Source organism: Campylobacter sp. 2014D-0258 (assembly GCF_008000495.1).
Lineage (GTDB): Bacteria > Campylobacterota > Campylobacteria > Campylobacterales > Campylobacteraceae > Campylobacter_D > Campylobacter_D jejuni.
Map to the genome: position 1 here is coordinate 254211 of NZ_VOAR01000025.1, position 12672 is coordinate 266882.

Annotated in this window: 13 protein-coding genes; 10 read left to right on the plus strand and 3 right to left on the minus strand. The window is 29.7% G+C overall.

The features are described 5' to 3' along the window. Positions 1-18 precede the first annotated feature (18 nt). The 3 genes from glyS to SR62_RS06095 are packed head-to-tail and all read left to right on the plus strand — an operon-like array spanning position 19 to position 3778. Positions 19-2013 (plus strand): glycine--tRNA ligase subunit beta, encoded by a 1995-nt coding sequence (gene glyS, locus SR62_RS06085; RefSeq protein WP_002892748.1) that lies wholly within the window; start codon positions 19-21, stop codon positions 2011-2013. Further along, complete coding sequence (locus SR62_RS06090) at positions 2010-2831, plus strand: M23 family metallopeptidase (protein WP_002892750.1); 822 nt, start codon at positions 2010-2012, stop codon at positions 2829-2831. The genes glyS and SR62_RS06090 overlap by 4 nt, the downstream gene beginning before the upstream one ends. Continuing rightward, positions 2828-3778: an SAM-dependent methyltransferase gene (locus tag SR62_RS06095; protein ID WP_002892751.1), complete on the plus strand. Its 951-nt coding sequence runs from the start codon at positions 2828-2830 to the stop codon at positions 3776-3778. Before SR62_RS06090 ends, SR62_RS06095 begins: the two co-directional genes overlap by 4 nt. Here the strand turns inward: SR62_RS06095 and SR62_RS06100 are convergent. After that, entirely contained in the window at positions 3775-4749 is a 975-nt protein-coding gene (locus tag SR62_RS06100; protein WP_002892752.1) for an exopolyphosphatase, read from the minus strand. The genes SR62_RS06095 and SR62_RS06100 overlap by 4 nt on opposite strands. Positions 4750-4804: 55 nt before the next feature. Between SR62_RS06100 and SR62_RS06105 the strand changes: the two genes are divergently transcribed. Both SR62_RS06105 and pdxA read left to right on the plus strand, forming a co-directional pair. Continuing rightward, the gene (locus SR62_RS06105; RefSeq protein ID WP_002892753.1) at positions 4805-5578 is read left to right on the plus strand and encodes a pyridoxine 5'-phosphate synthase; all 774 of its coding nucleotides are present in this window, start codon (positions 4805-4807) and stop codon (positions 5576-5578) included. After that, positions 5575-6669, plus strand: coding sequence for a 4-hydroxythreonine-4-phosphate dehydrogenase (gene pdxA, locus SR62_RS06110; RefSeq protein ID WP_002892754.1), 1095 nt, complete (start codon positions 5575-5577; stop codon positions 6667-6669). Before SR62_RS06105 ends, pdxA begins: the two co-directional genes overlap by 4 nt. On the opposite strand, the gene SR62_RS06115 is transcribed toward pdxA, so the two are convergent. After that, entirely contained in the window at positions 6659-7261 is a 603-nt protein-coding gene (locus SR62_RS06115; RefSeq protein WP_002892755.1) for a hypothetical protein, read from the minus strand. The two genes, pdxA and SR62_RS06115, sit on opposite strands and share 11 nt — an antisense overlap. Positions 7262-7374: 113 nt before the next feature. Between SR62_RS06115 and SR62_RS06120 the strand changes: the two genes are divergently transcribed. The 5 genes from SR62_RS06120 to SR62_RS06140 all read left to right on the plus strand — a co-directional run bounded on the left by SR62_RS06120 (position 7375) and on the right by SR62_RS06140 (position 11479). After that, a complete protein-coding gene (locus tag SR62_RS06120; protein WP_002892757.1) occupies positions 7375-8574 on the plus strand; it encodes an MFS transporter in 1200 nt (399 codons plus the stop codon). Between the two features lie 55 nt (positions 8575-8629). Beyond that, on the plus strand, positions 8630-8950 hold the full coding sequence (locus SR62_RS06125) for a hypothetical protein (RefSeq protein ID WP_002892758.1): 321 nt from the start codon (positions 8630-8632) through the stop codon (positions 8948-8950). 1 nt (position 8951) lies between these two features. After that, positions 8952-9485, plus strand: a complete 534-nt coding sequence (locus tag SR62_RS06130) for a hypothetical protein (RefSeq protein WP_002892759.1) — start codon at positions 8952-8954, stop codon at positions 9483-9485. Positions 9486-9557: 72 nt separating this feature from the next. Then, positions 9558-10580, plus strand: a complete 1023-nt coding sequence (gene hemE, locus SR62_RS06135; protein ID WP_002859305.1) for a uroporphyrinogen decarboxylase — start codon at positions 9558-9560, stop codon at positions 10578-10580. Further along, entirely contained in the window at positions 10577-11479 is a 903-nt protein-coding gene (locus SR62_RS06140) for a radical SAM protein (protein WP_147502309.1), read from the plus strand. Before hemE ends, SR62_RS06140 begins: the two co-directional genes overlap by 4 nt. Here the strand turns inward: SR62_RS06140 and SR62_RS06145 are convergent. After that, complete coding sequence (locus tag SR62_RS06145) at positions 11476-12672, minus strand: hypothetical protein (protein WP_002892763.1); 1197 nt, start codon at positions 12670-12672, stop codon at positions 11476-11478. The genes SR62_RS06140 and SR62_RS06145 overlap by 4 nt on opposite strands.

A 12672-nucleotide genomic window follows, 5' to 3' on the forward strand; every position in this document is an offset into this window, starting at 1 on the left:
TTTTAAAAAGAGTAAATTATGAGTGAATTATTAATAGAAATTGGCACAGAAGAATTACCTGCTATTCCTTTGCTAAAAGAATTAGCTAATATAGAAAAAAAATGGAAAAATGTTTTAGAAGAATACCGCTTGGTAAGTGATTTTAAATTTTATTATACTCCGCGTCGTTTAGTTTTTTTTCATGAAAATTTTGCAGACAAACAAGAAGATAGCTTTGCTGAATTTATAGGAGCACCTAAAAATGTCGCCTATAAAGATGGAGTTTTAACTCCTGCAGGGCAAAGCTTCCTACAAAAAGCAGGGATCAGTGAAAATGAACTCGCTTTTAAAGAAATCAAAGGCAAAGAAGTTTTATACCATCAAAAAGCTATCAAAGGTTTGCAAAGTCAAGAAATTTTAGGAGAAATGATAGAAAAATTTCTAAAAAGTCTTAGTTTTGGCAAAAGTATGCGCTGGGGTGCAAATTCTTTTGAATTCATCCGTGCGATCCGTTCTATAGCTTGCATTTTAAATGATGAACTTGTTAATTTTCAAAGTTATGGGGTAAAAAGTGCTAAAAAAACTTTCGTTCACAGAAGCGTAAGTTATGATTTGCAAGATTTTAACAATGCAAAAGAATATTTTGAACTACTAGAAAAAAACTATATCATCCTTGATCCAATCAAAAGAAAAGAAAAAATACTTGAGCAATTTAAACTCATAGAAAGTCAAAAAAATATACAAATTGGAGAGGATGAAGAACTTTTAGCTGAAGTAGTTGCTATCACAGAATATCCTAATGCACTTTTAGGAAGCTTTGAAGAAGAATTTTTAGAAATTCCTAGCGAAGTCATCATCACTTCAATGAGAGAAAATCAACGCTATTTTGCAGTTTTTAACGATAAGGGCTTAAGCAATCATTTTATAGTAGTAAGTAATGCAGCATGTAAAGATTATTCAAAAATCATACATGGAAATGAAAGAGTTTTGCGTGCAAGACTTAGCGATGCAATGTTTTTTTATCAAAATGATTTACAAAATGGTTTAAAACCTGAAAAACTTGCCAAAATGACCTATCTTGAAGGTTTAGGCACAATGCAAGATAAAAGTTTAAGAGAGATTAAAATTGCTGAAATTTTATGTCAAATGCTTCATAATGATAAAATCGAAAATATCAGCACAGCACTAAAATACGCCAAAGCAGACTTAGCCACACAAATGGTTTATGAATTTACTGATTTGCAAGGCATTATGGGAAGTTATTATGCGCAAAAAATGGACTTAGATTATGAAATTTGCTTAGCCATCAAAGAACAATATCTTCCTAATTCCGAACAAGCTCCACTTCCAAGCACGGAATTTTCAAGCATAGTAGCCCTTGCAAACAAGCTTGATACCCTTATAGGACTTTTTAGCATAGGAAAAATTCCAAGCGGAACAAAGGATCCTTATGCCTTAAGAAGAGCTGCCAATGGGATCATTAAAATCGCTCTAAATTTAAATAAAGAATTTGATATCCAAATTTTATTAGAAAAACTTTCAAGTCATTATAAAAGCTTTGATATGCAAATTTTAAAAGATTTTATTTTTGAAAGGCTTTATACTTTTTATACGGTCAATGCTTCTTTTGTAAAAGCGGTTTTAAGCTCACAAAATACAGATCTTATCCATATCAATCAAAGCGTAAATGCTCTTATAGAACTTAGCAAAAAAGACAATTTTAATGAAAATTTTGCAACCTTTAAAAGACTGGCCAATATCGCCACTAAAAATCCTCATAAAGTTGATGAAAGTCTTTTTGTTCAAGAAGCAGAAAGCAAACTTTACAAAGCTTTTCAAGAAAAAACTAAAGCCAACTCTTTACAAGAAAAACTTGAAAATCTTTTTGCACTTAAGCCTTTTATTGATGAGTTTTTTAATCAAGTGATGATTAATGCTGAAGATGAAAAACTTAAAAATAATCGCCAAGCTTTGGTTTATGAAATTTATGCGGAGTTTTTAAAAATCGCCGATCTTAAAGAGTTAAGCCTATGAAAGCCTTATGGCTTTTTTTAAGCTTTACTCTTTGGCTTTTTGGAGCTCAAAATTTAGAACTCATCAAAGGTCAAGCTTTATTTTTGGAACTAGATAAGAAAGATTTTTTATCTTTGAAAAATAATGATAAAAATATTCCCACCTTTGCACATCCTAAAAATCAAGAAAAAATTCTAGCTATTTTTTCCTTACCTTACAAAAATCCCCCGCAAAATACAAAACTTATAGCATTTTATAAAGATAGAAAAGAAGAAATTTTCATAAAAACTTTAGAAGGTAATTATAAAAGTGAAAAATTGCAAGTTGAAAACAAAAAGATTTTTCCGCCAAAAACCGTACAAGAACGCATCGCTAAAGAACTAAAAGAAGCCAATGCAATTTATAGTTCTTATACTCCAAAAGCTTTATTTAACGGTGCTTTTAATATACCTTTAAATTCTTTTATCACAAGTGATTTTGGCAAAGCAAGAACTTTTAATGAAAAAGTAGCAAGTTATCATAGCGGAACGGACTTTAGAGCCGCTACAGGAACACCTATTTATGCAGCCAATTCAGGTATAGTAAAAATCGCAAAAGATCGTTATTTTGCAGGAAATTCGGTAGTCATTGATCATGGCTTTGGAATTTATTCACAATACTATCATCTTTCTAAAATCAATGTTAAAGTAGGACAAAAGATAAAAAAAGATGAGCTTATAGGACTTAGCGGAGCTAGTGGTAGGGTAAGTGGGCCGCATTTGCATTTTGGAATTTTAGCTGGAGGCAAACAAGTCGATCCTTTGGATTTTGTATCTAAATTTAATGCTATTTTTCAATGAAATTTAGTGACTTTTTCCATGCTTGGCTACATGAAAGCTATTATAAAAATGCTGTAAGTATAGGAAAAAACGGAGATTTTTTTACTGCTGTGAGCGTAGGAAATCTTTTTGGCACACTTTTAGCCAAGCATTTTTTAAATTTAATAGATAAAAAAATTTTACAACCCCCTTTAGAACTTGTAGAAATAGGCGCTAATGAAGGCTATTTAAGTCGTGATTTTTTAGCCGCTTTGCTTGAATTAAGACCTGAAATTTTTTCTCAAATTTCTTTTTTCATCATAGAACCACATGAAAAATTAAGAACTTTACAAAAAAAGACTTTAGAAGGAGTGGAATTTACTCACAAAAATAGTCTTAAAGAATGCCATTTTAAGAACGCTTTTTTCTTTTGCAATGAACTTTTTGATAGTTTTACCTGCGAACTTATAGATCATGATAAAATGGCATTTGTAGAAAATTTTAAACTTATTTTTAAAAATATGGATGAAAATTTGATCATAAAATGCAAAGCTTTAAATCTTAAAAAAGGTGAACTCAGCTTAGAGCTTGAAAATTTTTTTAAAGATTTAGATCAAGCTTGCGAGAGATTTATATTTGCGGGATTTGACTATGGAACTTTGAATCCACAAAATTTTAGCCTAAGAATCTATCAAAAGCACGAAGTTTTTAGCCCTTTTGAAGTATCTTTAAAAGATTTTTTCAGCAAAAGCGATCTAACTTATAATGTCAATTTTACTCATCTTCAAAAACTCATCAAAGAATATGATTTTAAACCTTTAGCTTTTAAAAAACAAAGTCTTGCTTTAATGGATTTTGGTTTTGAAGATTTATTAGAATACACAAAAAATAAAAACATTAAAACTTACGAAAGTTTTTTATCTCAAGCTAAAATTTTATTTTTTAATTTTGATGAAAAATTTCATTTTTTCGAATTTCAAAAAAACTAAAATTTTATATTTTTCATACTCGCTAAACAAACCCCCTCTCTTAAACCCTCATCAACGACTAGAAGTTTATGTTTATCAAACAAAGCATAAAACAATAAACAACCTGCACTCAAATAATTTTTTCTCATCGTGCCTACTTCTTTTATAGCCTTTTTTTCTTCCATATGAAAAAGTTTAATAGCATAATTTAAAAAATCCTTATGGCAAAGTTTTTTACCATTTACTCTAGTTGCTTCATACTTTTCATAGCTTATATTTTGTTTTAATGCGCTAAGTGTAGTAGGAACTCCGGAATTTAAAACCACCGTTTTAGCCCCTAAAGAACGAAGTTCCTTTTTAATCATAGCCACCTCATCAAAAGCCCTAAAAGCTAAATGCTTTAAATAGGGATTTGCAATTAAAAAATGAATTTTAAGTTTTTTATCTTTAATATTGATGATAAATTTAGGATATTTTTTTATCAATTTTTTATAAGGAATACAAGTTTTATAATAAGAATGGCAATTTTTTTCATAAAAACTAATAATACCAAAATCAAAACTTTTAAAACTTTTTCTAAAAGAAAGCTCACAAGAAGCCCCTCCTAAATCACAATACGCAAACTCTCCCCAAATTTTAAGCCTTCTTAAACCTGATTGCATACCTAAAACACTGATCTTAGCTTCACTTTTGGCATCTATAAGCTTAAAATCAATCCCAAATTCTTCTTTTAAATGGGCAAAAATTTCATTTGTATTGCTTGCTTTTCTAAAAGCTGCAGTCGCTACAGCTCTTGCCTTGCTTAAATCTTGCTCTTTGGCTAAAATACTCAAAGCATTTTTTAATCTTTGTATGGCTTCTTTAGAAATTTCTCCACTTTGATTTAGATTTTTCGCTGCCCCAATAACAAATTCATATTCTTTTAATTTATTTAATTTTTCATCCATTTGTACTGCTCTTAAAGTATTCGAACCAAGATCTATACCTAACATGACTTTCCTTGTTTGATTTTATAGTATAATAGCAAAAAAGTTCTAAAGGAAAAATATGCTTTTAGGTGTAAATATCGATCATATCGCAGTGTTAAGACAAGCTAGAATGGTAAATGATCCTGATCTTTTAGAGGCTGCTTTTATAGCAGCTAAACACGGAGATCAAATCACTTTGCATGTAAGAGAAGATCGCCGTCATGCTCAGGATTTTGACTTGGAAAATATTATAAAATTTTGTAAAAGCCCTATCAATTTAGAATGTGCTTTAAATGATGAAATTTTAAATTTAGCTCTTAAACTCAAACCCCACCGCGTTACTTTAGTGCCTGAAAAAAGAGAAGAGCTTACTACAGAAGGGGGACTTTGTTTAAATCATGCTAAATTAAAACAAAGCATAGAAAAACTTCAAAATGCAAACATTGAAGTTTCACTTTTTATCAATCCTAGTTTAGAAGATATAGAAAAATCAAAAATTTTAAAAGCCCAATTCATAGAGCTTCATACAGGACATTATGCGAATTTACACAACGCACTTTTTAGCAATATCTCTCATACTGCTTTTGCTTTAAAAGAACTTGATCAAGATAAAAAAACCCTGCAAACTCAATTTGAAAAAGAATTGCAAAATTTAGAACTCTGTGCCAAAAAAGGCACAGAACTTGGTTTAAAAGTAGCTGCAGGACATGGTTTAAATTACAAAAATGTAAAATCCATAGTAAAAATTAAAGAAATTTGCGAGCTAAATATAGGACAAAGCATTATAGCAAGATCTGTATTTACAGGACTTCAAAACGCTATTTTAGAAATGAAAGAACTTATTAAAAGATGAAAAAACTAGCCATTAGTATAGGCGATATAAACAGCATAGGACTTGAAATTTTAGTGCGTTCTCATGAAGAACTAAGCAAAATCTGCACACCTTTTTATTTTATCCACGAAAGCTTACTTAATAAAGCTTTAAAACTTTTAAATTTAAAACTTTTTAATGCAAAAATCGTAGCTTTTAAAGATGACAAAGACTATGAGTTTAATTTTATAAAAAAAGAAAATTCTCTTGAAATTTACTCTTTTTGCCTTCCTTTAGGCTTTAAAGTGGATGAAAATTTTGAAATCAAAGCCGGAGAAATAGATGCAAAAAGTGGACTTTATGGTTTTCTAAGTTTTAAGGCGGCAAGTTATTTTGTCTATGAAAAACACGCCCATGCCTTGCTTACTCTACCTATACACAAAAAAGCTTGGGAAAATGCAGGACTTAAATACAAAGGACACACCGATGCTTTAAGGGATTTTTTTAAAAAAAATGCCATTATGATGTTAGGTTGTAAAGAACTTTTTGTAGGGCTTTTTAGCGAACATGTACCTTTGGCTAAGGTGAGTAAAAAAATCACTTTTAAAAATTTAAGCATCTTTTTAAAAGATTTTTACAAAGAAACGCATTTTAAAAAAATGGGGCTTTTAGGTTTTAATCCTCACGCTGGAGATTATGGAGTTATAGGTGGAGAAGAAGAAAAGATCATGGAAAAAGCTATAGCCTTTGTTAATGCCTTTTTACACTCTAAAAAAGATGAAAAATTTTTCAAAAAAGCCTTAAAAGATGAAAATTTACAAAAAGAATTGCTTTTAAATTTTAAAGGCAAGGGCGCTTATCTACCCTATCCTTTAGTAGCTGATACTGCTTTTACTAAGGCTGGTTTAAAAAACTGCAATCGTTTAGTGGCTATGTATCACGATCTTGCCCTTGCTCCTTTAAAGGCCTTGTATTTTGATAAAAGCATCAATGTGAGTTTAAATTTACCTATCATACGCGTTAGTGTTGATCATGGCACGGCCTTTGATAAGGCCTATAAAAATACCAAAATCAGCACTAAAAGTTATTTTGAAGCAGCTAAATTTGCAATCAATTTAAGCCCTAAAACTTAAATTTAGCCCTAGAATCAATCAAATCTTCTTTAGCCAAGCTATCTATAAAATCTTGCAAATCTTTATTGGTATTTAAACTTTGAGTGAGTAAATTTTCATATTTATCAACTTTATTTTTAAAAATTTGCCCTAAAGCTTCTTTAGTTTTTGTATCTTTTTTTGCTCTTTGCGTAAGCTCTAATAAAGCTTTAGCATAAGCTTCTTGCATGCAATCACTTGCATTGAGTAAAGGTAAAATAGGATTTTCCCCTGCTTTTGTATTTTGCATATTTTTTATACAAATTTTTCTTTCTTTAATCATCTTTTTTGAAATAGCTTTAAAATCTTTTTTTGTCTTTTTATCTGCTTTTTTTGAAATATTTTGATACAAACTACTATAAATGTTATCTACTAAAGCAAGTTTTTTATTATCAAATTCATTACGCACGCCAATTTCATTGCATATCATAAGCTCATCATCACTTTTGCCATCATCTTTCACCTTAGAACAATCAAAACTAGGTTTTACTTCATCTTTGTAAATAAGCTCATCAAAACTCAAAGCCCCTAAACTCACCAAACTTAAACCGAGCAATAAAATAATTTTTTTCATTTTTACTCCTTTAAAATTTTTATTTTATTTTAACAAAAATATTTTGAATTTTTTAAGGAAATTAAGCCTTTATTTTATTATAATGCGTTTTTATTTTTTATAAGGAAATTAAAATGCAAAATTACAAAAAAGCTCTTTTTGCACTAGCTCTTAGTGCTTTTTGTATGGGTGTAACCGAATTTGTCATGGCAGGAGTTTTGGTTGATGTTGAAGCGTATTTTAGCGTAGATGCAAAAACCGCAGGATATCTTACAACTTTATATGCCATAGGTGTTGTTATAGGTGCTCCTCTTATCACCATACCTTTAAGTCATTTTCATAGACATACACAACTTTTAATCAATCTTGGAATTTTTGCTTTAGCAAATTTCATCATCTTTTTTAGCCAAAATTTCTATCTTACAGCATTTGCGCGTTTTATAGCAGGAACACAGCATGGGGTGTTTTTTGTCATTGCTACCTTAGCTGTAAGTGCTATAGTACCTAATGATAAAAAATCAAGTGCTCTAGCTATAATGGTCACAGGACTTACCGTAGCCTTAGTTACTGGAGTACCACTTGGAACTTTTATAGGACATTATTTTGGCTTTAAATTTATCTTTTTACTTATTTTTATCATTACAAGCCTAGCATTTTTTGGAGTATGGCATATGATGCCCAAAAATTTACATCCTAGTCCAACAAGTCTTAAAAATCTAATCCCTGCTTTTTCGCATCAAAATTTGTTAAAAACTTATACTATAACCATTTGTAGTTGTGGGGCTCAATTCGTTCTTTACACTTATTTGCAAAAATTACTTGTAGAAATAAGCGGTTTTAAAGTCCAAGATACAGCTTATATCTTGCTTTTATATGGAATTTGCGCAATTTGCGGGAATTTATGGGGCGGAAAAATAGTAGATAAAAAGGGTGCTATTTTTTCCCTGCGTCTTATTTTAAGCATACAAGTTCTAGTATTTTTAAGCGTATTTCTCACCATGCATTCTAAAATTTTAATCATTTTTAGCGTAGCTTTGATAGGATTTTTTGCCTTTTCCACTATACCTGCGCTAAAAATGCTTAGCATTGCTAAAGCTAAACGCCATACTTATAAAGTCATAGATAGTACAGTAAGTGTGAATGAAGCAGCTTTTAATGTAGGCATAGCCTTAGCAAGTTTTTTAGGTGGGATTGTTTTAGCAGGATTGGGTATAGAATTTAATGCTTTATTTTCGGCACTTTTTGTAAGCCCTGCTTTGATTTTTGCCTTACTTTTTGCCAAAGATAAATTAAATTATAAAAAATTTCAAAGAAAAAGTTTAAAAAAGATATAAATTGGAATAGAAATTGCTTGTTTGTTTAATGTAAAGTTAAATAAAGGAGGAGAAAATGGTAGTAGATAATACTCAAAAAACATCAAATGCTATTTTTAGCACCACAACAAAGGTTAAAGAGAAAAATACTTCAGCAGATGAATTTCAAGCCATATTAAATGAAGTAAAAAACAAAGAAGAAAAGGAAGAAGAAAAAACAAGCTCAAGCAAATTTACTAACGAAGATATTGATCTTAGTGCTGTTAGAGAAGATTTTAGATCTTATGCTTGGCAAAAAATGAGAGAAGATCAATACAAAAAAAATGAGGAGACTTTGCTAAATAAGCTTTTTGCTACAATTGACGCAGGAAATGCCGCAAACAATACAAAGGCTTAATATGCAAATCAATCAAAACTCAAACTACATAAACGAGAATTCTAATAATTCTCGTAAAATTTCTAATAACTTCAAGCAAGATGAAAATTCTTTATGGAATACCCCTTTTAAAGTTTTACTTAAAGAAGTAGAAGAATTTGTCGGCTCCAAAATTAAAAAATTTAAGGAAGAACTTGTATTAAACAAAAAAACAGGAGAGTACGAAAAAAAAATGGTTCCTGATGAAGAAGCTTATAGGGAACACATAAGATTAAAGCTAGAAGAACAAACCAAAGAAAAAATCAGCACTCAAGTTAATGAAAAAATTAACGGGAAACTTAATCTCGATCTTGAAAAACAAGATATAAAAAACAACAAGCAAGAATTTAATTCCAGAAAGTCAAATACACAAGAAGGAATAAGCTATATGCAAATGCAAGCCGAAGCTAAATATCACACTAAAAATAGTCCAATCTTTGGCAATAGCAAAAAACAAGAAGAAAATAATAAAGATTTTTTTAATGTTTTTTCAGCGCCTGTTGGCTCTTCTGTGTAAAGCAAATATCGAGAAATTGATAATTTAATTTATCAATTTCTGTTATAATTTTGCTAAAAACAAAGGAAAATAATGATTTTTATTGATGCTTGCTTTAAAAAACCTACACCCTACACCCCTATTTGGATGATGCGTCAAGCAGGAAGGTATTTGCCAGAATATATGGAAGTAAGAAAACAAGCGGGTGATTTTCTCTCTTTATGCAAAGACTATAAAAAAGCTTCTGAAGTTTCTTTACAGCCTATTGATATTTTAGATGTAGATGCAGCAATCATTTTTTCAGATATCTTAGTTGTTCCTCTTGAAATGGGTATGAATTTACGTTTTGAAAAAGGAGAAGGGCCTGTTTTTGATAATCCTATTTCAACCCTAGAAGATTTAGAAAAACTTGACGATCAAAATGCACATAAAAAATTAAATTATGTCTATGATGCCTTAAAGCTTACAAGAGAAAAATTATCTCAAAACAAGGCTTTAATAGGATTTTGCGGAAGCCCTTGGACTATAGCTACCTATATGATAGAAGGAAGTGGAAGTAAAAATTATGCAAAGTGTAAAAAAATGCTTTATCAAAACCCAGAACTTTTACATAAAATTCTAAACAAACTAACTCAAGTTTTAAAACTTTATTTAGAAGAGCAAATTAAAGCAGGTGCTAATGCTATACAAATTTTTGATAGCTGGGCAAGTGCTTTAGAATATGATAAGTTTTTTGAATTCTCTTTTAATTATATGCTTGAAATTTCAAATTTTATTAAAAGCAAATACCCAAATATACCTGTAATTTTATTCCCTAAAGGCATTAGCGGTTATTTGGATAGAATCGATGGTAATTTTGATGTTTTTGGAGTTGATTGGAGCACTCCGCTTGATTTAGCACGTGATAAACTATCGCACAAATACACTCTTCAAGGCAACATGGAACCTTGTAGACTTTATGATAAAAATGCCATCAAAGAAGGAGTCGGAAAAATACTAAAAACCATGCAAAATAAAGCTCATATTTTCAACTTAGGACATGGGATCTTGCCTGATATTCCTGTTGAAAATGCAAAATATTTTATCAAGCTTGTACAAGAAAGTTCAGCTAAATGAAAATACTCTTTGGTCCTGTTAGCTCAAGGCGTTTTGGAAGATCTTTGGGTATAGATTTAAGCCCTAGTAAAAAACAATGCAATTTTGATTGTGTTTATTGCGAGCTTGATCCAAAAAAAGCCCAAGAAAAACAGGATGAAATTATCAGCATAGATAAAATTATCTCCGAAGTTAAAGTTATGCTTGAAAAAAATGTTGAATTTGATTTTCTTACCCTTACTGCCAACGGAGAGCCTAGTCTTTATCCTTATTTAAATGAGCTTATTTTATCTTTACGCAGCATTGCTAAAGATAAAAAATTGCTTATTTTAAGCAATGGTACAGCTGTATTAGATGAAGACAAATTTAATGCTTTGCTAAAACTAGATGTGGTCAAATTTAGCCTGGATAGTGCAGTTGCTAAAACTTTTTATCGTATTGATAGAGCTTTAAAAAACATTGACTTAGAAAAAATGATAGAAAAAATGGCAGATTTTAGAGCTAGATTTAATGGAGATTTGATTATGGAAATTCTAGTTGTTAAAGATCTTAACGACAATGAAGAAGAATTTAAAGCACTCAATCAAGCTTTAAAAAAAATCATGCCTTCAAGGGTTGATCTAAGCACCATAGATAGACCTCCTGCTTATGCCGTTAAAAAAGTAAGCGAAGAAAAACTTTTAGAACTTTCTAAACTTATAGATTCTACTCCAGTACTCTTAGCCAAAAGGCATTATGAAGGTAAAAAACTAAGCTTTAATGAAGAAGAATTATTAAAAATGCTTCATTTACGCTCACAAAGCGAAATAGACATTGAAGTAAAATTTGATGAACAATCCAAAACTCTCTTAAATCAACTTATCAAAGAAAAAAAGGTAAAAATTCTCGATTTAGCTGGAGTTAAATTTTATAAAGTTTAGGCCTTTGGTAAATACTTTCTAAGTAAAGTTATAAGATCATTTCTACTTACATCACTTAAAACTTCACTCACACAATCAAAATCCCTAACTTTTTCCTTTGAAAAAAAGATGATATGGCTTTGTGGATGCTTTTTTTTATAAGCACTTAGCAAATTTCTCATTTGCTCAAGATCAAATTTAATTAATTCATAATCAAGCAAAATCAAACGATAAGTCTCTTTACTTAATTCTTGTTTTAATTGACTAAAAGAATTTATACATATATTTTTATCGCATTGTTTTTCTATTATATTAAAAAATAAGGTTGCATCAAAATCATTTTGTTTAAAAAGCAATACATTATTTTGATAAGGGGTTTTAAATTTTAAAGTGCAAACCTTATCAAGCTTGTTTTGCAAAATATTTTCAAGATCTTTTTTTTCAAAAGGTAAAGTTAAAAAATACTCATAATGTGTATTTTTATGGCGACCCATCACTATAAAATCATAGTTTTTCTTTACATTTTCATTTAAAATTTTATCCTTGATAAAAATCAAGTGAAAGTCATTAACATCAAAACTTAAATTTTTAAAACAAGTACTTTCTATGCCAAAATACGAAAGTAAATTTGCAAGTAAAAAATTCTCAAGCTCATCATTATTAACTATAGCCACACTTGCTTCAAACTGCAAAACCTTTCCGTGAGATGTCCCTATAATGCTTTTATGATGCTCTAAAGCCTCATTTAATTCTAATCTAATTTGATCTTTTTGAGAATTTAAGGCATTTAAAATCAAAGAATTAATTTCTTTATTATACCCTTCATTTAAGCAACGCATTGCATTAGATATATTTCCAAGCTGATATAAATTTTCCTCTAATAAATGCAAATATCTATCTTTTTCATGGGATATTTTAGTTAAATTTTGCCCCGTAGTTTCAAATTTTTCCTTTAACAAATCAAGCGCACTATCAACATCAATCTTTTTTTGAAAATTTAAAAAATCATTTTGCATGTAAAAAATTTTTTGATATATTTTGTTTATATTTCTATTTTGTCTAAAAGCAAAAATAAAAAGTGTTAAAGATAAAACAAAAATGCTAGAAAACATACCTATTTTCAGTTGTTCAGCAACACTATCAAGCTTTGAGATATCAATACTTAAATACGCTAAAATTAGATTAAAAATAAAAATTATCCCTGCTAATATCAA